The sequence below is a fragment of the Streptomyces sp. 184 genome (assembly GCF_045781775.1).
Classification (GTDB): Bacteria; Actinomycetota; Actinomycetes; order Streptomycetales; family Streptomycetaceae; genus Streptomyces.
Window position 1 is genome coordinate 4480437 of record NZ_CP123230.1, and the last position, 21371, is coordinate 4501807.

38 protein-coding genes and 2 pseudogenes are annotated in these 21371 nt (G+C 71.6%); 4 read left to right on the forward strand and 36 right to left on the reverse strand.

What is annotated here, in order from left to right:
- Positions 1 to 69: 69 nt before the first annotated feature.
- From QBL21_RS18665 to QBL21_RS18835, 35 genes and pseudogenes are all read right to left on the reverse strand, one after another.
- Positions 70 to 588 (reverse strand): hypothetical protein, encoded by a 519-nt coding sequence (locus tag QBL21_RS18665; protein ID WP_407563354.1) that lies wholly within the window; start codon positions 586 to 588, stop codon positions 70 to 72.
- Positions 585 to 938: a hypothetical protein gene (locus QBL21_RS18670; protein ID WP_407563355.1), complete on the reverse strand. Its 354-nt coding sequence runs from the start codon at positions 936 to 938 to the stop codon at positions 585 to 587. The genes QBL21_RS18665 and QBL21_RS18670 overlap by 4 nt, the downstream gene beginning before the upstream one ends.
- 281 nt (positions 939 to 1219) lie before the next feature.
- Positions 1220 to 1606, reverse strand: a pseudogene (locus QBL21_RS18675) (hypothetical protein); the annotation flags it as partial.
- Between the two features lies 1 nt (position 1607).
- Positions 1608 to 1781, reverse strand: a complete 174-nt coding sequence (locus tag QBL21_RS18680) for a hypothetical protein (protein WP_407563356.1) — start codon at positions 1779 to 1781, stop codon at positions 1608 to 1610.
- A 65-nt stretch (positions 1782 to 1846) separates the two neighbouring features.
- Entirely contained in the window at positions 1847 to 2218 is a 372-nt protein-coding gene (locus tag QBL21_RS18685; RefSeq protein ID WP_407563357.1) for a DUF4326 domain-containing protein, read from the reverse strand.
- 88 nt (positions 2219 to 2306) lie between these two features.
- Positions 2307 to 2780: a hypothetical protein gene (locus tag QBL21_RS18690; RefSeq protein WP_407563358.1), complete on the reverse strand. Its 474-nt coding sequence runs from the start codon at positions 2778 to 2780 to the stop codon at positions 2307 to 2309.
- 14 nt (positions 2781 to 2794) lie between these two features.
- A complete protein-coding gene (locus QBL21_RS18695) occupies positions 2795 to 3097 on the reverse strand; it encodes a hypothetical protein (protein WP_407563359.1) in 303 nt (100 codons plus the stop codon).
- Positions 3094 to 4416: a DnaB-like helicase N-terminal domain-containing protein gene (locus tag QBL21_RS18700; protein ID WP_407563360.1), complete on the reverse strand. Its 1323-nt coding sequence runs from the start codon at positions 4414 to 4416 to the stop codon at positions 3094 to 3096. Before QBL21_RS18700 ends, QBL21_RS18695 begins: the two co-directional genes overlap by 4 nt.
- Positions 4416 to 5279: a helix-turn-helix domain-containing protein gene (locus QBL21_RS18705; RefSeq protein WP_407563361.1), complete on the reverse strand. Its 864-nt coding sequence runs from the start codon at positions 5277 to 5279 to the stop codon at positions 4416 to 4418. Before QBL21_RS18705 ends, QBL21_RS18700 begins: the two co-directional genes overlap by 1 nt.
- Before the next feature lie 110 nt (positions 5280 to 5389).
- A complete protein-coding gene (locus QBL21_RS18710) occupies positions 5390 to 5782 on the reverse strand; it encodes a hypothetical protein (protein WP_407563362.1) in 393 nt (130 codons plus the stop codon).
- Entirely contained in the window at positions 5779 to 6519 is a 741-nt protein-coding gene (locus QBL21_RS18715; RefSeq protein WP_407563363.1) for a hypothetical protein, read from the reverse strand. Before QBL21_RS18715 ends, QBL21_RS18710 begins: the two co-directional genes overlap by 4 nt.
- Positions 6516 to 6827: a hypothetical protein gene (locus QBL21_RS18720; RefSeq protein ID WP_407563364.1), complete on the reverse strand. Its 312-nt coding sequence runs from the start codon at positions 6825 to 6827 to the stop codon at positions 6516 to 6518. The genes QBL21_RS18715 and QBL21_RS18720 overlap by 4 nt, the downstream gene beginning before the upstream one ends.
- The gene (locus QBL21_RS18725) at positions 6824 to 7228 is read right to left on the reverse strand and encodes a helix-turn-helix domain-containing protein (protein WP_407563365.1); all 405 of its coding nucleotides are present in this window, start codon (positions 7226 to 7228) and stop codon (positions 6824 to 6826) included. Before QBL21_RS18725 ends, QBL21_RS18720 begins: the two co-directional genes overlap by 4 nt.
- The gene (locus tag QBL21_RS18730; RefSeq protein WP_407563366.1) at positions 7228 to 7569 is read right to left on the reverse strand and encodes a hypothetical protein; all 342 of its coding nucleotides are present in this window, start codon (positions 7567 to 7569) and stop codon (positions 7228 to 7230) included. Before QBL21_RS18730 ends, QBL21_RS18725 begins: the two co-directional genes overlap by 1 nt.
- Positions 7566 to 7949 carry a hypothetical protein gene (locus QBL21_RS18735; protein ID WP_407563367.1) on the reverse strand — a complete coding sequence of 128 codons (384 nt, stop codon included), beginning with the start codon at positions 7947 to 7949 and terminating at the stop codon, positions 7566 to 7568. The genes QBL21_RS18730 and QBL21_RS18735 overlap by 4 nt, the downstream gene beginning before the upstream one ends.
- Before the next feature lie 72 nt (positions 7950 to 8021).
- Entirely contained in the window at positions 8022 to 8996 is a 975-nt protein-coding gene (locus QBL21_RS18740) for an ATP-binding protein (RefSeq protein ID WP_407563368.1), read from the reverse strand.
- A gap of 12 nt (positions 8997 to 9008) precedes the next feature.
- Positions 9009 to 9833, reverse strand: coding sequence for a PD-(D/E)XK nuclease-like domain-containing protein (locus tag QBL21_RS18745; protein WP_407563369.1), 825 nt, complete (start codon positions 9831 to 9833; stop codon positions 9009 to 9011).
- On the reverse strand, positions 9830 to 10462 hold the full coding sequence (locus QBL21_RS18750) for a hypothetical protein (RefSeq protein WP_407563370.1): 633 nt from the start codon (positions 10460 to 10462) through the stop codon (positions 9830 to 9832). Before QBL21_RS18750 ends, QBL21_RS18745 begins: the two co-directional genes overlap by 4 nt.
- A 96-nt stretch (positions 10463 to 10558) precedes the next feature.
- A complete protein-coding gene (locus tag QBL21_RS18755) occupies positions 10559 to 11296 on the reverse strand; it encodes a DNA-methyltransferase (protein WP_407563371.1) in 738 nt (245 codons plus the stop codon).
- Positions 11296 to 11754, reverse strand: a complete 459-nt coding sequence (locus QBL21_RS18760) for a hypothetical protein (RefSeq protein WP_407563372.1) — start codon at positions 11752 to 11754, stop codon at positions 11296 to 11298. The genes QBL21_RS18755 and QBL21_RS18760 overlap by 1 nt, the downstream gene beginning before the upstream one ends.
- The gene (locus tag QBL21_RS18765; RefSeq protein ID WP_407563373.1) at positions 11751 to 12404 is read right to left on the reverse strand and encodes a hypothetical protein; all 654 of its coding nucleotides are present in this window, start codon (positions 12402 to 12404) and stop codon (positions 11751 to 11753) included. Before QBL21_RS18765 ends, QBL21_RS18760 begins: the two co-directional genes overlap by 4 nt.
- 109 nt (positions 12405 to 12513) lie before the next feature.
- Complete coding sequence (locus QBL21_RS18770; RefSeq protein WP_407566465.1) at positions 12514 to 13086, reverse strand: DNA cytosine methyltransferase; 573 nt, start codon at positions 13084 to 13086, stop codon at positions 12514 to 12516.
- A 44-nt stretch (positions 13087 to 13130) separates the two neighbouring features.
- Positions 13131 to 13352, reverse strand: coding sequence for a hypothetical protein (locus QBL21_RS18775; protein ID WP_407563374.1), 222 nt, complete (start codon positions 13350 to 13352; stop codon positions 13131 to 13133).
- Entirely contained in the window at positions 13349 to 14167 is an 819-nt protein-coding gene (locus QBL21_RS18780; RefSeq protein ID WP_407563375.1) for a hypothetical protein, read from the reverse strand. The genes QBL21_RS18775 and QBL21_RS18780 overlap by 4 nt, the downstream gene beginning before the upstream one ends.
- The gene (locus QBL21_RS18785) at positions 14164 to 14385 is read right to left on the reverse strand and encodes a hypothetical protein (protein ID WP_407563376.1); all 222 of its coding nucleotides are present in this window, start codon (positions 14383 to 14385) and stop codon (positions 14164 to 14166) included. Before QBL21_RS18785 ends, QBL21_RS18780 begins: the two co-directional genes overlap by 4 nt.
- The gene (locus tag QBL21_RS18790) at positions 14385 to 14621 is read right to left on the reverse strand and encodes a hypothetical protein (protein ID WP_407563377.1); all 237 of its coding nucleotides are present in this window, start codon (positions 14619 to 14621) and stop codon (positions 14385 to 14387) included. The genes QBL21_RS18785 and QBL21_RS18790 overlap by 1 nt, the downstream gene beginning before the upstream one ends.
- Positions 14614 to 14904, reverse strand: a complete 291-nt coding sequence (locus QBL21_RS18795; protein WP_407563378.1) for a hypothetical protein — start codon at positions 14902 to 14904, stop codon at positions 14614 to 14616. The genes QBL21_RS18790 and QBL21_RS18795 overlap by 8 nt, the downstream gene beginning before the upstream one ends.
- On the reverse strand, positions 14901 to 15038 hold the full coding sequence (locus QBL21_RS18800; RefSeq protein ID WP_407563379.1) for a hypothetical protein: 138 nt from the start codon (positions 15036 to 15038) through the stop codon (positions 14901 to 14903). Before QBL21_RS18800 ends, QBL21_RS18795 begins: the two co-directional genes overlap by 4 nt.
- On the reverse strand, positions 15038 to 15280 hold the full coding sequence (locus tag QBL21_RS18805) for a hypothetical protein (RefSeq protein WP_407563380.1): 243 nt from the start codon (positions 15278 to 15280) through the stop codon (positions 15038 to 15040). The genes QBL21_RS18800 and QBL21_RS18805 overlap by 1 nt, the downstream gene beginning before the upstream one ends.
- The gene (locus QBL21_RS18810) at positions 15270 to 15728 is read right to left on the reverse strand and encodes a hypothetical protein (protein WP_407563381.1); all 459 of its coding nucleotides are present in this window, start codon (positions 15726 to 15728) and stop codon (positions 15270 to 15272) included. Before QBL21_RS18810 ends, QBL21_RS18805 begins: the two co-directional genes overlap by 11 nt.
- Positions 15721 to 16014 (reverse strand): hypothetical protein, encoded by a 294-nt coding sequence (locus tag QBL21_RS18815; RefSeq protein WP_407563382.1) that lies wholly within the window; start codon positions 16012 to 16014, stop codon positions 15721 to 15723. Before QBL21_RS18815 ends, QBL21_RS18810 begins: the two co-directional genes overlap by 8 nt.
- A 1-nt stretch (position 16015) precedes the next feature.
- Complete coding sequence (locus tag QBL21_RS18820; protein WP_407563383.1) at positions 16016 to 16456, reverse strand: hypothetical protein; 441 nt, start codon at positions 16454 to 16456, stop codon at positions 16016 to 16018.
- On the reverse strand, positions 16453 to 16944 hold the full coding sequence (locus QBL21_RS18825) for a hypothetical protein (RefSeq protein WP_407563384.1): 492 nt from the start codon (positions 16942 to 16944) through the stop codon (positions 16453 to 16455). The genes QBL21_RS18820 and QBL21_RS18825 overlap by 4 nt, the downstream gene beginning before the upstream one ends.
- A gap of 108 nt (positions 16945 to 17052) precedes the next feature.
- Positions 17053 to 17364: a hypothetical protein gene (locus QBL21_RS18830; RefSeq protein ID WP_407563385.1), complete on the reverse strand. Its 312-nt coding sequence runs from the start codon at positions 17362 to 17364 to the stop codon at positions 17053 to 17055.
- Positions 17336 to 17608, reverse strand: coding sequence for a helix-turn-helix domain-containing protein (locus QBL21_RS18835; protein WP_407563386.1), 273 nt, complete (start codon positions 17606 to 17608; stop codon positions 17336 to 17338). Before QBL21_RS18835 ends, QBL21_RS18830 begins: the two co-directional genes overlap by 29 nt.
- 164 nt (positions 17609 to 17772) lie before the next feature.
- Between QBL21_RS18835 and QBL21_RS18840 the strand changes: the two genes are divergently transcribed.
- From QBL21_RS18840 to QBL21_RS18855, 4 genes and pseudogenes are all read left to right on the forward strand, one after another.
- A complete protein-coding gene (locus tag QBL21_RS18840; RefSeq protein ID WP_407563387.1) occupies positions 17773 to 18225 on the forward strand; it encodes a helix-turn-helix domain-containing protein in 453 nt (150 codons plus the stop codon).
- A 148-nt stretch (positions 18226 to 18373) separates the two neighbouring features.
- Complete coding sequence (locus tag QBL21_RS18845) at positions 18374 to 18592, forward strand: hypothetical protein (RefSeq protein ID WP_407563388.1); 219 nt, start codon at positions 18374 to 18376, stop codon at positions 18590 to 18592.
- 79 nt (positions 18593 to 18671) lie between these two features.
- Positions 18672 to 20018 (forward strand): integrase, encoded by a 1347-nt coding sequence (locus QBL21_RS18850; RefSeq protein ID WP_407563389.1) that lies wholly within the window; start codon positions 18672 to 18674, stop codon positions 20016 to 20018.
- Positions 20006 to 20155 (forward strand): annotated as a pseudogene (locus QBL21_RS18855) (undecaprenyl-diphosphatase); the annotation flags it as partial. The gene QBL21_RS18850 and the pseudogene QBL21_RS18855, both read left to right, overlap by 13 nt.
- A gap of 65 nt (positions 20156 to 20220) precedes the next feature.
- Here QBL21_RS18855 and QBL21_RS18860 read toward each other — a convergent pair.
- Positions 20221 to 21357, reverse strand: coding sequence for a CapA family protein (locus tag QBL21_RS18860; RefSeq protein ID WP_407563390.1), 1137 nt, complete (start codon positions 21355 to 21357; stop codon positions 20221 to 20223).
- Positions 21358 to 21371: the final 14 nt, after the last annotated feature.

Consider the following 21371-nt stretch of genomic DNA (forward strand, 5'->3'; position numbering starts at 1 on the left):
TCCTTCTCAGGATCGGGCTAGGACGGGTTGCGGACTCGGGGGGACTTCCGCGGGGGTTTCGGGACGGCGTTAGGCCGTCTGAGACGAACGGTGACCGCGAGAATCGGCAAGTGACGCCGGAGCGGACGGTGGGGATTCGGCAGCAAGCGGGATCAGCCCCCGCCGCCGCGCCTCGTCGACCGCCGCGGCCCGCCGCTCCTCCCGCGGCAGCCGCTCCACCCCCAGCCGCCGGTACGCCTCCGACAGGCGGGCCGCCGCCTGCTCCCGGGTGATGCCGCACCACGCCGCAACGGTCGACAGCGGATGGCCGTCCGCCGCGGCGGTCAGCACCTGCGCCTGCCGGGGCGTCAGCGGCTCGGGCTCCATGCGGCCGGGCTTCGGGTAGATCCGTGCATCGCAGTCCGGGCACAGATCAACCAGGCCCCGGCTCTCCGGGCGACGGCGGGCACGCCAACCGTCCGACCGCCGCAACTTGCGCAGCTCCCGATGGTCGGCGACAGGCAGCGCCCAGTGGGTCTCGGCGACGCACTCGGTGCCGTCGAGTTGCTCGGCGTCGCAACGGAGCACGAGGTACGAGGCGGCGCTCACGTCTGCTCGCCTCCGATCGCCCGCGCCACCGCGAGGGCCTGCTCGGTGCGGGGCCCGTACTCGGACCCCGGCACGCGGTCGATCAGGTCGGCCTCGAACTCCAGCCACGCGGCGAGCGCCAGCGCCACGCCCGGGTGCATCGCCGCGATGTAGTCCGCCATGACGGGCGGGTGGCTGGGGTCCGTCGTGGTGCTGGCCACGACGTAGGGCACGCCGATGTTGTCGATGCGCTGCGGGTACGGGCGCTGCTCCCGGTTGACGACGTACCAGGGGCCCCGGCAGTCCCCGAGCGCCTCGGCCAGTTCCCGCAGTCGCTGCGCTGCGGCGCGCAGTTCGGCCGCCGCGCTCACGACGCATCGCCTTCCCAGACGGCGCCGCCGTTCGGGCCGTCGCCGGTGTGGAACCCCTCGTGCCCGGCCTCCAGTTCGCAGATCCGGCCGAGCGCGCCGTGCTTGGCGGGGCACCGTCGCAGCAGGGAGCCCAGTTCGGAGTCCCTCTCCTGCCCGTCGTCGGCCTTGACGGTCCAGCGCTCGCCCTTCGCGCTCACGTGCTCCGTGTGCGGGCCGCGCACCGTGCAGCGCTCCGGCGGGGCGGAGCCGAACGACAGCAGCGCCTGCGGGCACGCGGGGCCCGCACCCGGGTCGACCTCGGGGTGCGTGAACCTCACCGGCTTGCCCAACTCGCGGGCGTAGGCGATCTCCGCGCGCGTCGAGTCGCCCACGTAGCCGCCGACGACCAGCACCTCATCCGCCAGCCGGATCTTCGCCCGGTGCAGCCCGTCCAGCGCGACCTTCAGCCGCTCGGCGTCCGCCGGGTCCGCCCACAGCGGATGCGGCGACTTCATGTCGCAGCCGGGCCGGACGACGATCATCCCGGCGGCGGTCACCTGCCGGTCCATCTCCGTCATCGCATCCATGAACCGTGTGCTGCCGCAGATCACCACGATCGTCGGCAGGTCCAGGTCGCGTTTCGCCGCGGCCAGCTTCTCGTCGGCCGTCAGCAGTTGCGGATAGCTCATCTCAAGATCCCTTCGGGTTGTAGTTGTCGATCGGCGGCACGTCCTCCACCGGCCGCGCCGCTTGCTGCCGCGCCAGATACTCGGCGAGCGTCCGCGGCGGCGGCGGACGTCCGGCGCGCCACCACCGCCACCGCTCCACCACCCGCGCCTCCACATCCAGCACCGCATCCAGCAACGACAGGCGGGTACGGCGCGGCGGCCACGCACCCGGCGGAAGCGGACGGCGGGGACGGCGGCGGATCACGGCTGCTCCCCGGCGGCGAGGCGCAGGAGCACCGCGGCGTGGCAGTGGTCCGGCTCGCCATCGGCGGGCAGCGGGCACCAGCAGGCGAGATCGCGGCGGGAGAGCAACTGGCGGACGAGGGTGTGCAGGGACTCCTGCTCGGGGAGCTGGATCCACCGCGCGTACTCGGAGGCGGCGATGGCGCGCCCTTCGGCCATGGACTCGACCTCAGCCCACAGTTCGCCGTCGGGGCCGAACACGAAGGTGCCGAGCCCGTCGCGGGTGGCGCTCCAGGGGTTGCCCCACCTGCCGGGTCGGCCGACGTACACGGCGCCGGGCGGCATGCCGGGCTGTCCCCGGCGGCGGGTGCGCTGCACTCGGGTGGGCATCAGCGGGTCTCCTTCGAATCGCGCCAGTGATCGCTGGCGCAGTTGCGTGCGGGAACGTTGGCCGCGCAGGCCGGGGTCCGGGCGGGGGTCATGCGGCCTCGTTCTCATCGGGCATGGGGCGGGGCGTCGGCGCCTGCCACAGCAGGACGCCGTGCCGCAGCCACACGCCGTCGAAGGACTGCCAGATGTCCACGCCCGCGGGCCGCAGCACGAACACCCAGTCGTGCAGGTGCACGACGTCCTCGGTCTCGTCGGTGAGCGTCAGCGGGGTCTCGGCCCGGTCGCCGTGGCAGTAGCAGCGGAAGTTGCGGTCGCCGATCGGCGGCATCGGGTTGATCCATCCGGTGTCGGCGGCCGGGCCCGGTCCGAGCTGCGACCAGCCGGCGGGGTGCTCGTCGATCAGGAAGCGGGTCATGGCGTCGACATCGCCGGTGAACGGCCCGGCGTGCAGGGCGTGCAGCAGCGGCACGCGTATCGCCGGGTGGCCGTCGTTGTGGACGTAGCGGCCTTCGAAGCCGTTCGCGCCGCGGGGGCGGGCGATGATCGAGGGGTGGTTCGGCATGGCGGGCTCCTTGGTCAGTTGGCGTCGGGCCGAGCGGGGGTGCGGTGGGCGCGGTTCATCGCGGCGAGTTCGGACACGCGGGCGGCGAGTTCCGGCAGGTGCTCGACGGCAGCCGGGCCGGGCTCGGGCGGCAGCGTCCGGCCCGGGACGAGGGCCCAGGTGGTGACCCACTGGTGGCCGCAGGCGGGGCAGCGGTAGCCGGCGATCAGCGCATCGCCGTCGCATATTCCGATCAGCGGGGCGGGCGCGGGCCGGTCCGCGATACGGATCAAACAGGGGTCGCAGGCGTCGCCGTAGCGGGGGTTGAGGTCGGTCACCAGATCGCTCCTGTCTCGGAATGGCCGGTGAACTGGTCGGCGTCGATGGGCCGGTAGGTGACCCACGGCCACGGCGAGCCCTGCCGGATGAAGCGGGGCCAATCGCGTTCGTCGCGCATGCCGCGCCAGGGGACGACCCGCCGCCCGCGGGCGCCGTCAGTGTTGGCGGCGGACTTCTCGTCCTCGACAGGGCGGAGGCCGAACCCGAACTCGGGCCAGCGCATCCACAGCGACGAGCCGAGGGGGCGCAGCGGGCGGTGCGCGGCGAAGCCGCTGTTGTGCGGCGAGTGCGCTTCCATGAGGACGGCACAGCGGGCGGTCGCGCGGGCCTCGTCGATGACGACGGACACCTTGCGTGCGAGTTCCTCGTCGTTGGGGTTGCCGGCGTGGAGCCGGTACACGGGCCCGATGATCAGGACATCGGGTTTGATCTTCTCGACGCGGCGCATGGTCCACGCGCGGTCGGCGGCGCGGGTGAGGTCGAGCCCTTCGGGCCGGCACTCGATGTGGAACTGGCCGCGGCGCATCGGCTGATGGACCTCGGCGGCGGCGGTCAGCAGGGGCCGGAACTTACGGCGGGAGGCGGCGGCGCCGTTCTCGCAGTCGAGGACGAGAAGCCGGACCGGGTCGGTGATCTCCGTGGGCTTGAAGGGGTGGAGGCCGGCGGCGAGGGTGACGGCCATCTGGCGGAGCAGGGTGGACTTGCCGCCGCCCTCGCTGGCGGTGAGGACGAGGCGGTCGCCGCGCTCCAGGAGGCCGGGGACGATCCAGTCGTAGGTGTCTTCGTGCTGGACGAAGTCGAGGATGTCCTCGGTGGGCAGGTCGGCGGTGGCCCGTCCGCGGTCGCGGAGTTCGCGGGCCATGGTGACGGCGAGTTCGACGAGTTCGTGGCTCTCGCCGGTGGGGTCGAACCCGAGTTGCACGCAGCGGGTGCCCAGTTCGATCATGCCGCGACGTAGGGCCCGGTCCTGGACGATCTCGGCGTAGAAGTCGCCGTTGGCGGCCGTGGGGGTGTTCTGGACGCAGGTGTGCAGGTAGGAGGCGCCGCCTACGCGGGCGAGTTCGCCGGTGTCGGCGAGGTGCTTGGTGAGGGTGATGGCATCAACGGGTTCGCCGCGGGCGTGCATGCGGCCGATCCCGTTGAAGATCGCTTCGTGGGCGGGGCGGTAGAAGTCGGCGGGGTCGAGGATGTCGAGGATGTCCTTGCGGGCCCTCGCGGAGAGCAGGCATGCGCCCAGGACGGACTGTTCGGCGACGACGTCGTTCGGTGGGACGCGCTCGAAGCCGGCCGCGGGCGGAGTCTCGTGGTCGTCGGTCATCAGAAGACCTCTCTGTCTTCGGGGGTTTGGCCTACGGCGCGCAGTTGGGGGCGGTGGGCGCGTTCGGAGGCGTATTCGGCGGCGCGGCGCATCCATTTCTGCCATGCGTCGGGCCACGACTTTTTGCGGACGCCTTCGGCGCGGAAGTGGGAGATGAACTTGGCGGTTTCGTGGTCGACGTCGAGGCCGGGGCCGAATGTCTTCAGGCTCCAGCGGCGCATGGCGTCGGTGAGGGCGAAGTCGACGGGGAGGGGGTGGAGGTGCCCGGCCCCGTTGCTGCTGGTGCCGCCGTCGCCTCGCGCGCCCCCCCTTCTGGTTCTTGGTTCAGGTTCTTGGTTTGGCGGACGTGGACGTCCGGTCGCTGCGGACGCCCACGTCCGGTCGCTCGGGACGTCCACGTCCGCCCGGACGTCCACGTCCGCCCGGACGTCCACGTCCGGTCGTTCGGGCGTAGATTCCTGTGCTGACCTGGCCTTCTTTGCCTCCCGGGCTGCCCTGCCGCGTTCGCGGGAGGACGCCAGCGTCCGGGCGGACGTCCGCGTCCGGTCGTCTTCCCCCGCGCGACCCCCCGGCGTAGTGAATTCCAGCGCCAGGTCATAAACGACCGGCCGTTTATCCGCGGGCAAATGCGCGGCGAGACTCTGGTCTCCCATCCGGATCAGCTTGAGCTTTTCCAGATCGCGCAGATCGCGGCGGACGGACCTTTCCGCCTTGCACGCCAGAGCCGCAATCCGGGGCACGGACGGATATGCGCCGCGGCCCTTCTTGTCAGCGTGGTGGGCCAGCACGGTGAGCGTGGCGACAAGCTGCGCAGGCATCGGTGGTGCCTGCTCGATGGCCCACTTCACGGCGTCGGTGCTCACTGGTCTCTCTCTCGGACGGGCGGTCGGGGCGGCCGTCGCAGGATGCGACGGGGTGCTGTCAATTCGGACGGCCGGTTCCGCTTATGGCCCGCGGCCGGACGACGGGCGCCTCATGCCGCACGCTCCTGCTCGTCCTCGCTCGCCGGCGCGAGCCCGACGGCTTCCAGCAGCAGCCGCCGGTCGTCCGCCCCGCTGGCGCCGAGCGCGATGTGGTGGGCGAGCGTCCGCTGTGCGGGCGTCCAGTCGGCGCGGGCCGGGATGTCGGCGCGTCCGCCCCGCTTGGGCTTGCGGACTCCGCGGCGTCGGTTGGGTTGGCTGGGTACGGCACCGTCGGGCGTCGGTGCGGGCTGGGGTCCGCTGTCCTGTCGCGGGGGTGGCCCGCCTTCGGGTTTGCCGTGGGAGAACCAGCGGTTGTAGCAGGTGTGGCACCAGCCGTGGGCGCGGTGCGTCTTGACCTGGCCGCAGGAGGTGCAGCGGACGGTGGCGCGCTTGGTGGGGCTCATGCGGCCTGCTCCGTGTCGGACTGGGTGAGGCCGGAGCGGGCGATGGCGGCGTCGAGGGTGCATCGCTTCACGCCGAGCCGTTCGGCGGCGTGGGCCCGGTCGTAGCCCTGGGTGTTGATGAGCCACAGCGCGTCCTCGGCGAGGGCGACTGCCCGGGGGGTCTTCTGGCCGAAGTCGGGGCGGGCCTTGGGGTCGTCGATGGTCTCGTCGTCCCAGGCGAGGGGTGGCGCCCACTTGCGCCGGGCTGCGAGGTTTCTGCTTTGTACTGAGGCTCCGGGAACGTTGGAGAGTTGGACGTAGGCGTTGTGGATCTTGTCGGCCAGCACTTGACGGACGGTCGTGGCGCCCAGGGCGAGGCGGCTGACGCGGCACGTCCCGGTGCCGGCTGCCTCTGCGATGGCCTGCTGTGTGTGACCGATGGCGGCGAGGGCGCGAACCCGGCGCACGCTGCCGGTCGCGTCGATGTACACCCCGCCGGCGGGGTGGCCCGCTGGCCGCGCGGCCATGATCTTCTGGTGGGTGTGCCGGTTGATGTTGGGTGCGTCTCCGCGGAGGATCCGGCGCATGTGGGCGGCGGAGCAGGCGGTGGCTTCGGCGATCTGGTTCCAGCTCATGGTCTGGCGGAGTTCCATGAGGCGCTGGCGCGCTTCGTCAGGGGGGAGCCGGTTGGGGATGCCCTGGTGGAGGTTGTACTCGCGGCGCTTCCTGTTGCGGTACCGCTCAAGCTTGGTGTTCACGGCAGCCTCCTTCGCGGTCCGGTGTTGCGCCGCTTGGCGGTGCGCCGGATGCGGCGGTGCATGGCGCGGGTCCAGTCGTCGTCGCCGGCGGGTGTGTGGTCGGCGGGGGTGGGTTCGGCGGGGGTGGTGCGGATGGCGTCGGCGAGTCGGGTGCGTCCGTCGTCGTCTATGGCGGCGGCTGCCGTCTCGCGCCGGATGTCGTCGATCAGGCGCCCGGCTCGGCGGAGGTGGTGGGCCGCGTGGCGGATGTAGTGGGCTCCCGCGGCGCCGACGATCCCGGCGGCGAGCAGGGCGAGGGCGGTGCTCATGCGGCACCTGCCTTGGTCGCGCGCTCGCGGTAGACCGCATACGCCTTGGACTGCGCCTGCGTGCACACCTGGCATCGACAGCCCCAGTTGGCGTAGCCGCTGAGGCCGTGCTTGAAGTCGGCCCCCTCGCGGCGGGTGTACCGGGCGGCGCGCTGCCGCTGGGCCCGTTCGGTGTTGGCGGTGGTGCACGCTTCGCACCGGCACCCGTGGTGGGTGTAGCCCGTCGCTGTGCCGTGCGTGATGGGCGTGGGCGCAACGGGGATGCCGTGGCGGCGCCGGAACGCTGCCGCGGTGTCCTTCTTCAGGCCGAGGTGTGCGGCGATCTGCGAGTCGCTGTAGCCGAGTTCGGCCAGCTCGCGGATGATCCGGAGCCGGGCGAGGGTTTCCGGGCGAGGCTTCATCACGCTGCCCTCCCCTGCTGCGCGGCCCGGGTCCCGCGCCAGGTCCGCACCCCTGAGTGCCGTGTGGTGGGGCGTTCGCTGGCGGCCCAGCCGGCGGTGCGGATGTAGCCGTCGGCGGCGAGGAGTTCCATGGCCCGGCCCCAGTGCGCGCGCGGGTTCGGCGGCTCGGGGAGGTGGTTCTCGTCGGCGACCTCGTAGCAGGTGAAGGTGCGGCCGGACACGGCGGCAGCCATGAACGCGGGCCGTATCTTGTTCAGCCACGTGTCGAAGTCGTCCTGCGGCGGGACCTCGGCGCCGGTGATGTCCTGCTGGCCGGGGCCCGGCTGGCGGCGGGCGGTCATCGCGCACCGCCGAAAACGAAGCGGGCGAGCTGGTCGTCGGTGCCGTTGTCGAAGACGTCGTTGAAGTCGCTGAACCCGGTGTTCTCTTCGGTGGTCTTGGCGTTGCCCCAGCAGGGGATGCACAGCCAGCGGACGGGGGGTTCTCCTTCGTCCCAGGGCTGCTGTTCGCGCTGGAAGCGGAAGAGCATGCGGGTGTGGCCGCAGAGTTCGCAGTCGCCTTCGTGGGCGGTGCGCATGCGGATGGTGTCTTCCTGGCGCTGGAGTTCGGCCTGGAGGGCTTCCCAGGTGATGCCGCAGCCGGTGCAGTCGCCGGGTCGGGCGAAGCTGCCGTGTGGCGGCTGGATGGGGAAGCCGTGCTTGCAGAGTGAGATACGGGCCATGGCGGGCCCTCCCTTCGTGTGTGGTTTGCTGAGGGAGGCCCGCCCCGATTCGCCCGGGGCGGGCCCGCGGGGTTACGGGGTTGGGGCGTTCTTCAGGGCGGTGCCGCGGGCGCGGATGTAGTCGCCAAGGGACGTCGGGGTGTCGCCGTCGAGGTGCGGGGTGTCCAGCAGCCCGCGGGCCTCGACCTCGCCGTAGAGGGCGATCGCCTCGTCGTAGCTGGCGAGGTTCACAGCGCGGTCGACGTAGCCGGCCGGGTCGACGTCCTTCGTCGATGCAGCCGGGCTGCCGTCGTTCAGCCACTCCAGGAGCGGCTTGGCGATGTCGGTGCCGCCGTTGGGCTCCTTGATGACCGCGCGGTGCAGCGCCGGGCAGCGGGACTTCAGCACCCGCAGCGTGTTCTCGATGTCCATGTCGCAGACGAGGCCGAACTCGTACTCCACCCCGCGGCGCTGCTCGGCGCGCATGCCCATCTGCTTGGGCTCCTTCTTGCCGCGCTCGTTCTCCTGCAGCACCCACTCGGTGGTGGAGCGCATGGTGACGACGACGTGCCCGGGGTAGGCGAGAAGGGCGTCGATCATGTCGTTCTGCATGGGGGTGACGTCCTTCCACCCCGCGAACGAGTTGTTGCCGTACTTGCCCTTGTGCTTCTCGACCTGGTCGAGCGCCCCGTCGGTGCCCTTCCAGAAGTGGGAGAGGGAGTCGACGAACACGACGCTGTAGCCGGCCTGTTCGGCGGCGGCGAGGGCCTTGGTGAGGTCCCGGGGGTCGTAGCGGTGCATCTGCAGCACGTCGAACTGGATGCCGTTGATGCCGACGTACAGGGATGCGGCGCCGCGCTCGGTGTCGATGACGGCGAGCCGGCCGCCTTCGGCGAGGCCGTGGGCGATGGACAGCCCGGTCCAGGTCTTGCCGGAGCCGGAGACGCCTTGGACGGCGACGCGGGCTTTGGAGCCCTCCTTGGTTGCGGGCCGGAAGACGAACTCGATGTCGTCGTCGGCGGGCTGCCTCTGCTGGGCGGCGCGCTTGGGTGCGGGCATCTGTGCCATGCGGGTGATCTCCTATCGGTACTGGCGCTGCACCCAGTCGGGCAGCGAGAGGACAGCGGTGTGCGGCACGTAGGCGGGCCATTCGCCGGTGCGGCGGCAGTGGTCGTAGAGGAACGCGGCGCGCTCGACGTCGAGGCGGCCGATGTCCTGCGCCGCGGGGTCGAGTTCGGCGACAGTGACGAGGTAGGGCGGCTCGGGCTCCTGGAAGATGAACCGGAACTGCACGGGCTCCGGCAGCAGGCCGAGGGCGGCGACGCCACTCCGGTAGACGTGCTCCTGGACGTGATAGCGGTACTCCCAGATGACCTTCTCCAGGTGCTCCGGCTTCACGGACTTGGCCCGCTTGTAGTCGACGATCCCGTCGCCGCGGAGCCAGTCGAGGCGGGCCCGCCACCAGATGCCGTCGCCCTGCCAGAACAGGGACTGCTCCGCCTCGCCGCTCCCCGGCGCCAGGAGTTCGGATGCTTCGGGGTCGGCGGCGAGCGCGGTCGCCATGTCGTACACGGCGGCGTACTCGGCGGGCTTGAGCGGGATCTTCCCGGCGGCGCGGGCGGCCTTGACGTCGGCGGCAGCCGCCTTCGTCCGCCAGTCCTTGTGCTCGATCTTCGCCAGCTCGGGGCCGTCGCCGAGGACGATGGAGTGCGCCGCGGTGCCCAGCTCGAACACCCGCTTCGGCGGCTCCGGGTTGTCGAGGGCGTGCTTGAACCGGGCGGGGCAGTCGAGGATCTTCTTCGCGCCGGTCGCGGACAGGCTGCCGCCGGGCACCGGGTCGGCGTGGTACTGCTCGGCGGGGATGTCGTACTGGCCCGGCTCGACGGCCTCGGCGACGGCGGTCACGCGGCGTTCTCCCAGCCGCGCTGAGCGGTGACGACGGCCTCGTACACGTCGCGGGCCCAGCGGGCGTCGCCGAGCGCGGTGTGCGCCACGCCCTCGCCGGGCGGCTCGACGCCGACACCGCGGGAGAGGTCACGGGAGGAGAAGGGGATGCGCGGGTCCGGGTCGCCGATGGCGAGCGCCCCGTAGAGGTAGCCGGCGGCGAGGGTGGCGATGTCGACGGGCCGGTAGTGCCACACGATCTTCCGCCGATGGGCACGCATCAGCTTCTTCAGGAAGGCGTCGTCGAACCCGGGGTTCGAGCCGATCAAGACGGCCTTGTCGAGTGCGTCCTGTAGGTCGAACAGGAACTCGGGCATGGACAGCGGGCACGCGGGGCCGCCGCCGTCGATCGGCATGGCGAGGGCATCGCAGTCGCTCTCGGAGAGGCAGTACCGCTCCTCGAACCGGTTGATCTCCAGCGCCTTGGGGTCGGCATCGTCGAGGCTGGCGGCGACCTGCCACAGGTACTCGCGCTCGAAGCCGTCGGGCTCACGGCGAATGACGGCGATCTCCCACAGGTCATGGACCTCGGGATCCAAGCCCGTCGTCTCCGTATCGATGATCGCCAGGGGCGGCGTCTGGGCCTTCACTTCGGTCTCCTTGCGGACGCGTCGATCTTGGGTGTGTGTGTGCGGGTGGTGCGGCCCCGCGGCCGGGTGGGGTGGTCACCGCCCGCGGGGCCCGACTCAGGCGGCGGGCAGCGGCATCGCAGACAGGCGTTTCGCCGCGGCCTCCGCGTAGGGCTCGTGGGCTTCGATGCCGATGGCCTTGCGTCCGGCCTGCCGTGCGGCGTCGAGGGTTGAGCCGGAGCCGGCGAACAAGTCGGCGACGAGGCCGCCGGGCGGGCAGGCGTAGGTGATCAGTTGGGAGAGGATGGCGACAGGCTTTTCCGTCGGATGGATCGCCCTGCCGTGCATGGAGGGTCGGCGTATTACCGAGCGGGCGAGGCGGGTGCCGTCGTCCTCGTAGACGTAGCCGCGCACTGTGCCTGTGTGGCCGGGCTGGTCGGTGCGGCGGGCATGCTTGTCCTGGCCCGAGTACGCGCTGCGAGGAACGTCCCTGTGCTGCGCGGCCCAGTTGCCGCGGTACCAGTGAAGTGCGTGCTCATGGACCCGGCGGAACCGGTCAGCGGCGAACCCGGAACCGTTCGCCTTCTCCCATACGACGTCCTGCGACAGCTTCCAGGCGTCGAACTCGTCGCGCCGGTCGAGGAACATGCGCATGCTGCCGAAGCACCACATGCTGCTGCTCACGGTGGCGGCGAGCGTCGGCCAGCCGTCGGGCCACCGGTCCCAGGAAAGGGAGGTCTCCGAGTACGGAGGATCGACTACGAGGCAATCGGCCTGCAGCCCGAGCGCGGGCAGCACCTCCCGCATGTCGCCCAGGTAGAGCTGCACGTCGTCGTCGCTGTAGTACGCCTCCATCACGCCACCTCCCCAGTGCCTTCGCCCTGGCCGGGCTGCGACGCGATGCGCAGCGGCATGGTGTCGCCACCCGCCCCGAAGTGCCCGCGCCGTGCGGCCTCGGCGAGCGGCATGACCTCCGCGGGCCCGTCGACCGTCCGCACGCCGTGGGGCGCGGTCGCCTGCGCGGCGGGGTCGGTGGTGTCGCGGACCATCGGCGGCACGGTGATGTGCTCGATCTCGTTGCTGGCCTGCTCGGTGACGAGCTTTTCGAGCTGCCAGTAGGCGGCTTCGTGCCGACGTGCGCGGTCGCGTTCGGCGTAGTAGGCGGCCTCGAATTCGCCGGCCCTGCGCCGGGCGTCGTCGCGCTCGCCCTCGGCCTGGCGGATTGCGGCCTCGGCTGCGGTCGGGCTGTAGCGGTGCCTGCCGCGGGTACGCGGCTCCCGCTTCTCCCGCGGCTTGAACGGCAGGATGCTCACGCCGCCACCGCCTCACGAGCGGGCGCCGGGGCGGCGAGCAACTTCAGCCCGTAGTGCTGCGTCTTGACGTACTGGCGAACGCCGCGCTCCATGGCGTGGCAGGCCCAGAGGTACTGCCACGTGTAGTCGGTGAAGTCCCACTCCCCGGTGTCCTTGAAGCGCCAGCCCTCGTAGCTGAAGATGTCCAGCTCGGCGCGGGCGCCCGCCTCGTGGGTGATGTCGCCCCACTCGAAGATGTCGCGCGTGACCTCGCGGCCGATGCCCCGGGGGGCGGAGCCGTTACGGATCGCCTCTACGACGTGCTCCTTGACCTGCCGCTCGAAGGAGTCCTCGCTGAAGCCCTCGACGTCACCGCGCCCTGCCGTGACCTTCTCGCCCCAGTAGCCGGGGTTGATCTCGCCCGGCCATGCGGTGCGGCGGACGACGTCGAACCAGTCCTTGGTCGGGTAGATGGAGAACCCGAAGCTCATCCCGTCGCCGCGCACCACCAGGTTGTGCGGCCACGTGATCAGGTCGAAGGCGTAGAAGCTGCCGCGCTCCGGGTTGGTGAACTTGATGTGCCGGTAGAGGCCCTGGTCCAGCAGCACCGTCATCTGGTGGCTGGCGGTCTCGCGGGCGAACCGCTCGGCGATCTTCTTGTAGTCGGTCATCGGTCGCCCTCCTTGGGCGTCTTGGTGAGTCGGCGGGCGGGGATCAGCAGCCCGGCCGGCGGGATCCACAGCGCGGCCACCGCGGCGAGCGCCTGGCAGGTGAAGCGGGTCACGGGGCGGTCACCGCCCCGCGCCAGGCGAGGAAGCGGTCGCCGATGAACCGGGTGTAGGCCGGCGGGATGGCCTCACGGGCGGCGACGGCGGACATCCACGTGCAGCCCATGGCGTCGGCGTAGGCGCGCTCGCCCTTGTGCTCGAAGGCCAGGAGCCCGGCGTGTCGGCCGCACGGCGGCAGGAGTGCTCCGTCCCAGCCCCAAGAGGTCTCGAACGCGCGGTGCCTCTTTACCTTCAGATCGAAGTGGGTTCCGCAGAGCATGTAGTCGGCGCGCATCGTGCCGTCCCACGCGGCTTCCGGCACGTTCTCGATCACCCACGGCCGGCCGGTCGACTCCATGGCCTCCCGCCCCGGCGTGATCAGCTCCGGGTGGTCGTCGCGGCTGCCGCGCCATGCGGTGACCCGCGCCTTGTGCTGGCACGGCCAAGAGGCGTGGATCAGGTCGTACTCGTGGCCGTGGTCGGCGATGTACTCCAGCGCATCCGCTTGGATGACCGTGAACGGGTAGTGCGGCTGCGGGTCCTTGTCGACGCCGGTGACGTCGAAGCCGGCGAGGTGGTAGCCCATCCCGGCGCCACCGGGCCCGCAGCAGGCGTCCAGCACGCGAGGTCTCACGACGCCCCACTCCCAGCCCGCAACTGCTGCCCGTCGTGCCGGTGGCTCGCCCCGCCGACGACCGCCGACAGGTCCCGGCGTGCGGTGCGCGCCTCGAAGGCGGCGAACGTTTCGGTGTGGCCGGCGGCCATGGACGCCGCGTAGTCGGGGGTGCCGCCGCGGAGGCGGGCGTTGGCGGCCAGTGCGGCGGCGAGCTGCTGCTTCGTCGGGGCGGTCATGCTGCGCTCACCGCCGTCCGGCGCTCGGCGTCCCGTTCGCGCCGCGCGCGGCCGTGCGCCGCTCTGCACGGCTGGCACGCGGGTGGGACCTCGTCGGAGCGGCGGTGTGCCCAGTAGCCCGCGGGGGTGCCGCACTGCCCGGTCCAGTCCGGGACTGCGGCGGGGTCGTCGATCGTGTCGTCGTCCCACGCGACGACCGGCGCCCACCCGCGGGCGCGCGCATGGCTGCGGGCACGGCTGTACGCCGGGGGGCCGACGCCGTGTTCTCGTGGATCGGCCTGCCACAGCTCGTCGTACACCGCGGCAGCGGCGCGCGCGGTACGCACGATCACCCGGCCCGTGGTCATCATCACCGTGAAGTTCCCGGGCCCCGTACCGAGCCGCGCAGCGAGCCGTGCCTGCGGCCAGCCGGCGTAGACGAGGGCCTGCAACCGCCGGTGCGTACCGATCGCTGGGACAGGCGTGGACGGCGCGAGGTTGTCGAGGGTGGGTTCGACGGCGAGGACGGCGGCGGCGATGTGGGGCCGGACGCGGGCCTGCGGCGGGGTGCCGTGTTCGGGGCGGCCGTTGACGATGGCTGTAAGGCGCTGCCGTTCGACGTTCGCAACGTCCGCGATGCGGCGCAGGCCCATGCCGCAGGTGCGGAGGTCCCTGATGTGGGCGCGGACGGGTTCGGCGTCGGTGTAGGGCTGCCAGGTTCCGGCGGTGATGGCCTTGGTCCGCCGCTCCTCGTAGACGGACTTGGCGTAGCCGCAGACGTAGCAGCGGCAGCCGTCGAGCCGGTAGCGGGCGTAGCCGTGGGGGCGGGCACTCATGCCGCACCCCCCGCCGGCTCGTACCAGCGCCCGTTGACCGGCCCGTACTCGACGAGCAGCCCGGCGTCACGGAGGCGCTCGACGTCGGCCCGCGCGGTGGTCCGCTTCGGCGCGCCCAGCGCCCGGTTGGCGGCCCACGCGTCGCCGGTGGTGACCTTCTTGCGGCCGGACAGCAGGGCCCACAGGCGGTGCTGCCGCGGGGACAGGTGGGTGCGCATCACGCGGCCTCCGTTCGGGCCTGCTGCCGCCGCTTCCAGTCGGCGAGCCGCGCGGCAGCATCGGCGAGTGCGTCGAGGGCTTCCGGCGAGGAGGCTTCGACGTGGATGCTCAGGGCCCGCCCGAGGCGCAGTACGGCGTACTGGTTGCCGAGGGGCGTCAGGCTGTGGGCGGCCTGGATGTCGGCCGGGTCGGGTCCGAGGATCATCCCGGCGCTCGTGAGTCGGGTGTCAGCCACGGCGGCCTCCCGGGTGGCTGAGCCCGGCGTCGGCGGCGTCGTGTGCGTCGAGGAGCAGCGCCCCGTGCCCGATGGCGTCGGTGGGGTCGGAGCGCAGCCCGCAGTGGGCGGCGAGACCGATCAGCGGTACGTGGAGCAGCGGGTGCTCGGGGGAGGTGAACTCCGGGCCGCCGGCGGGGTCGTAGGGCTGGCCGTCCCACTTCCAGTGGGTCTTGAGGTTGTCGACGTAGTCGCGGCCGAGGTCCCACACGCGGTGGTCGGGGGTGGTGTAGAGGATGGTCATGACCTGCCTCCCAGGCCGAGCCAGCGGAGAAGGGCGGCGATGAGCCGCGGGGGGCGCCGGGAGTCCAGCGCGTCAGCCAGCCGTGCGGCGGCGGCGTCCAGGACCGGGGCGGGGGTGTGGTCGAGGGCGTCCATCAGGCACCGCCCCTCACCGCGTGCTGTAGAGCGGCGATCATCAGGCGGGCGACGCGGGGGGTGTTCGGGTCGGCCTTCGCGGCGTCCTCGAACTCCTCCAGCTCTTCCGTGACGCGCCGCTCGAACTCGCGCAGGCGGTCGACCTCGGCGAGGGTCTGCGCGATGGCGCTGTCCTCGCCGGACATCTCGGCCAACTCGCGGATCTGCTGCTCGCGCTCCGGCGTCATGCGGTCAGCGGCCATCGGAGGCACCGCCGATCAGGCTGTCGGCGAGGGCAGCGATCTGCCGCTGCAACCGGGCGCGGCGCCACATCGCGCGCCAGCCGCGGGCCTGCCGCAGCAGCGCCAGCAGCGCGTTCAGCTCCACACGGATCGGGGCCTCCCGCGCATACCGCTCGCGCTCGGCCGAATCGTGCTCGATGGCGCCCGCGTACACGTACAGCAACTCATCCAGGGCCGCGTCCCGCTCGGCGGCGTCGAGCCGGTCCCAGGCGCGGCGCCCGGCCGCCTCGGGGGCGAAGCCGTCACCCCAGTCGGCGGTCAGTTCGTCCTGCGCCTGGTACAGCGCCAGCTCCAGCGGGGTCCGCTCCGGCTGCTCCGCCGGCTCCGGCGCCAGTTCGGCGTCCAGCGCCTCGAACTCGCCCGCCAGGTTGGCGGTGATCGCGTCGAACTTCGCATCCAGATCACTCACCGGGCTCACCGCCCGGGACCTGCTCCGTGATCGGCTGGGGCTCCTCGGCGTATGCGGCGTCCACCGCGTCGTGGTGCTGCTCCAGCGCCTCGTCGCGGGTCGCTGCTCGCCGCGACTGCTTGTCGATGACGAAGCCACCGATGGTCCAGCCGGAGTGCCGCTTGCCCTTGGAGTCGTCGAACACGACGGTGTCGTAGTAGTCGGCGCGGATGCGGACCGTCGACACGGTGAGCTGCTTCGTGTCGGTGACGACCTGCGTCCGGCGGACGGGCTGCGGGATCGCCATGTCACTCACCGCCCGTCTGCGCGTCGCGCGCGGCGGCGGCCATGCGGCGGAGCATCTTCGCGTTGGCGTCGAGGTCGTTGCCCGTGAACCGGGCCACCGCGTCCGCCGCCTCGTCCAGCACGGCGGCGCGGGAGGCGGCGGCCTCGGACCGCAGGCGGGTGACCTCGGCGAGGAGGGCGGGGATGTCGTCGCGGGCGTGGGCGGCGAACTCGGCATGCCTCTCGTCCCCGAAGGCGCCAACCGAGCCACGCACCGTGGCCTTGTTCAGCCGGGCCACGTCCTCGACGACATACAGCATCGGAGGCGGCGCGGAGTTGTCGCCGAACGGGCTCGCCTCCCACGACGAGTCAGGCGTCAGCCGCGTCTTCTCCACGACCTCGGCGCGCGCGGCGATCTCCGCCAGCCGCTCCGCCGACATCGGCTCGGGCGTCCGGGCGCTCACCGGGCACCGCCGGACTGCGGACCAACCGCGGCGGTGAGGGTGTCGAGCAGCGTCCGCCACGTCGAGCCCGCCGACAGGGCGGCCAGCAGCGCGAACACCCTCTCGCGGTCCGCGGCCGACAACCCCTCCGCCTCCCGCACCGCCACCGCCGCATCCCTCGCGGCCGGCCAGCGGTCGTTCGCCTGGTCCACGGCCATCTGCGTACTCCGCACGGTGTGCGGACGCTCACGCCGGACCGCGGCCTCAGCGAGGCTCTCGTGCCGGCTGTACGTGCGCCACGCCGCACGGTCCGCGGCGCGCAGCGCGGTCACGCCGTGCGACCGGTGGATCGCCATACCCAGCGCGACACGGGCCGTACCCATGCGCGCGGGGGCGTCCAAGTCGTAGCCGCGCGCCGACAACCGCGCGACGACCTCGGCGACCAGCGCCGACAACCGCGGCGACAAGACCGGCAGTCCGCTGGCGGCCAGTGGGATAGTGGAGGACATGGGGTCCGCCCTTCTCTGTTGGGATGGTGGGGGTGGATCGCACGCGGCTCTCGGGCCGCGGTGGCCTCGTCCCGGTGTGTGGTAGCCCGGGGCGGGGCCGCAGCCGCGCTAGGCGGCGGTACGCCGGCGGGTGGTGCGGGGCTTGCGGCCCCGACGCGGCGGCGGCGCGGTGCGCTGGATCTCGGCGATCGCGGCGAGATCGGAGTCGCTGAACATCAACTGGCCCGCCATGTAGCGGCCGGGGAACGGCGTGCCTTCGCTGCCGTCCTCGGGGCGGTTGAAGCCGTCGCGCAGCCACTTCTCGCCACGCTTGCTGTCCTCCTCCGGCGGGCGGAGGCCGAGGCGGATGGCGGCCTGGGCGACGTTGTAGAAGGTCTCCAGTACGAGGGGCTTACTCGGGGGCGCCTGTGAGGTCGCCATGTGCTTCCTTCCGGTCATCCGCCGGTGGTGCGAGAAGCCGGCGGTCTTCGCCTGGGAGATCGAGGGCGGTGTGCAGTGCCGTGTACGTGGGGGGCCGCATCTCCCGGCGGTGTCCGAGTTCGAGCTGCGACAGGTATGGCCTGGTGATTCCGGCTTTGGCTGCGCAGTCGTCGATCGACATCCCGAGTTCCATGCGGCGGTTGCGGATTGCCGCCCCGTCCACCCGGTAGGTGGCTGGGTGCATGTAGAGGAACCTAGTGGCATCAGATAGAGGTTTCTAGAGGTACGCAACAGTAACTTTTAGAAACCTCTACCCCGCTGGAGTTAACCGTTTAACGGGTGGCCAAGGCTTCACGCTGGCCGAAGACGTAGCTAGCGGTAGCTGGAGGTAGCTGCGATGATGCGAGCATGGCTGCCGCCGGAAACCACGCTGCTCAGAACATGCAGCGTCTCGCCGACCTGATCACCCAGCGCCGGGCCTCGCTGGGCTGGAGCAAAGAGAAGGCCGCCGACGAGGCGGGCATCTCCTACACCACCTACACACGCGTCGAAGAAGCCCAGAACGTGCAGGCCCAGAGCCTCGTCAAGATCGAGTCCGCACTCGGGATCGCGCCAGGCGCCGGCCGCGCCGTGCTCCGCGGCGACATGTCCCTGAAGCTCGCAGACGGCGGTGAACTGCTCGACGGCTCGAAGATCACACCCATCCAGCCCGAATGGCTGGAGGAAGAGGTGCAGCGGGCCGTCACTGACGCAGCCATCGGCACCATCCCGGAAGCCACCGGCGAGAAGATCCAGGAGCTCCAAGCCAAGGTCATCGAGACGCTCCGCCGCCGCGGGGTTCTGCCCGAGTCAGGCGAATAGGGTCCGTTCGGACTACAACCATCCGCCGTCCGCAGGATCGTTACATACGCATCAATGATCCCTGTAACCGCGGGTATTGAAATTCCATCCCCTCGTGCCACCCTGGTTGCACCACCTGGGGGGCTACCCGAGTAGACATGGGGGGCCCATGGAGTACGACGTCTTCGTCGAGGATCTGGGACCAGAGTTCACGGGCTGGTCGGGGATGGTCAACGGGAAGATGGTGTGCATCGTTCCGCCCACCGCATTCGAACAGCATGCAGTGCAGCACTCGGTGCGCGCGCTGGTGCGACGGCAAGGGGTGTCCGTTGTATCCGACTGCACCTGCTCGGCTGCGCAGGGCGGCACGATAGAGGCTGTGGCCTGACGCGGCCCGACTCGGCCCCGGCGGAGGTTGCGCCGCCGGGCCGCACACCCTGATCACAACTCCCTTCCCTGGGGGCCTGATGCCGTACACGGAGAAGCGCGGCCGGAAGTGGCGCGTGCGGTGGAACACCTGGAAGAAGGACGACAAGAGTCGCTGGATTTACGACGGCAAGTCCGGCTTCGATGGCGAGCTGGAGGCGTACCACTACGGGCTCGACCAGGAGTCCGCCATCCGCAACGGCCGGTACATCAGCCCGCGCGACGGCCGGATGCTGATGAAGGACTACATCCCCACCTGGCTCGACACGATGGACGTCGGGCACCTGCGGGAGAAGAATGTCCGCTCGATCTGCCGGCTGTACATCGTGCCCCGGTGGGGCGAGACGGCCGTCGGGGACATCAAGGCCACGGAGTACCGCGCCTGGGAGAAGCAGGTGCGGGCCCGGCCCAACGTCGGGCGCCGCTACGCAGACGAGATCATGCGCATCTTCTCGATGATGATGGACGACGCCGTCGACGACGAGATGCGGCCGTCGTCGCCCGTGCAGAAGCATCGTCGCCGCGGCCGGTACGTGAAGCAGCCGCGGGAGCGGAAGCGCGACATGCGCATGGAGGACGTGCACGCGCTCGCCTGCAACGCGCTGGTGTTCTGGGGGTTCCCCGGCTACGTGTTCATCCTCACGGCGGCCTGTACGGGGATGCGGCCGGCGGAGCTGTATGCCCTGCGGCGTGAGTACTGCTGCCCGAACTGGCCCGCCTCGGATCCGCGCGAGGATCCGGACGAGGAGGACCGGTACGTCGACGACGCGGCCCGCTACGGCGGCGAGACGGGCATGCCGGCGATCCGGGTGCAACATCAGGTGCAGTTCAAGGACGGCCAGTTGCAGACGCTGCCGCCGAAGTATGAGTCGCGCCGGTCGCTCGTGGTGCCGGACTTCCTGGCGGAGCTGTTCACGATGCTGCTGGCGTCTCACAGCTCGGAGTGGGTGTTCCCGTCGGTCGGTGGCGGCCCGATCGGCAAGGCGAACTTCTCCTACCACTACTGGCGGAAGATCGCGGACGGACGCAAAGCGGGTGACTCCCCTAGGTCCCCGCGGCCCCTGCCGGAGATCCCTCCAGTTCCTGCCTACGCGGGCAAGCGCCTGTATCTGCTGCGGCATGGGCACAAGCAGTGGATCGACGAAGACGGGCACCCGCGGGTGGCGACGGAGGCCCGCATGGGCCACGAACTCCGTGGCGTGGAGGGTGTGTACGCCAGCGTGACCGTCCCGATGGAGCGTGCCATCATGGAATCGCTACAGGCGAGATGGCTGCGGTTCGTGGGCTCGTTGGGGCCCGATTGGCTGCCAAGTTCTCCCACTCCTCTCCCAGTTGATCTAAGCGGGTGGATGGAGTCGCAGGTCAAGAAGGCGCCGGATGCCGTGTGACCCATTGGTTCATGAAATTCATCACGACCCGCAGCTTCGCACCCTTTGTCATCTACCGCGTGCTGCTGGGAATCCTGATCTTCATCCTCGTCGCGGCGGGCGCGCTGGACCCGGAGGCGGGCGAGTCCGCGCACTGAGCGGCATGCCGCCCAGTCGCCGTTCGCGTCCCCGCAGGGGTACGCGACGGCGACGGCGAACGACGTCAGAAGGACGCCTCCTCCAGGCCGTCCGCCGCCGCGCCGCGGCTGAGGACGGCGGCGCGTACCCGCGCGTGGACGTCCGGGTACGTCTCCGGCGTCGCCGGCACGACGCGGAACGGCGGCCCGGTCTCCGCGTGTTGTGGCAGAAACTCCGCGCGGGTCACGCGCCAGCCGCCGCGGGCGGGGGTGAAGGTGAAGCGGGCCGCGGAGCCCTCGTTGCCGCGGTACATCGACGGGATGAAGCTGGCGACCTGGTCGCCGAGGCCGTAGACGACCCAGGTGCCGTTGACCTTCTCGTACGGCTGCGGCACGTGGTTGTGGGTGCCGACGATCAGGTCGATGTCCTTGCGTCCGGCGCTGCGCGAGCGAGTCAGCCGGTCGGCGAGCCGCCGTTGCGCGGCGTCCGGCTCCTGCTGCCACTCGGTGCCCCAGTGCACGCTGACCACGACCACGTCGGCCCCGGCGCGGCGGGCGGCGCGGGCGTCGGCGACGACGCGGCGGGGGTCGAGGAGGTCGAGGGACCAGGGCGCGTCGGCTGGTACGTCGGCGTTGCTGCCGTAGGTGTACGAGAGGTGGGCGACCCGGGCGTCGCCGGCGCGCAGCAGCGCGGGGCGGCCGGACTCGGCGCGGGTGCGGGCGGTGCCGGCGTAGTGCAGGCCGGCCTCGTCGAGGGCGTCCAGGGTGCGGCGGACGCCGGCGGCGCCGGAGTCGAGCGCGTGGTTGGAGGCGGTGGAGCAGCCGTCGTAGCCGACGTCGCGCAGGGCGGCGGCGAGGCCGGGCGGGGACTGGAAGGACGGGTAGCCGGTGAACGGGCCCTCGGGCGGGCCGAGCGGGGTCTCCAGATGGCACAGCGCGAGGTCCGCCGCGGTGACGGTGGGCGCGACGGCGGCGAACATGGGGCGGAAGTCGTAGTCCTCTCCCCCGGCGTCGTCGGCCGCCTGCGTCATGATCGAGGGGTACGGGATGACGTCGCCGGTCGCCAGCAGCGTGAACGGGCGGGCGCCGGGCGCGGGTCCGGCCGCGGCGGGGGCGGCGGACGGATCGGCGGGCGAGCATCCGGCGGCGAGGAGCGCCGCGCAGGCCGTGAGCGCGGTCGCGGTGGCGGCGGCCGCGGTGGGCCGGGTGCGGCGCCGGGACATGGGCGCCCCCTTCG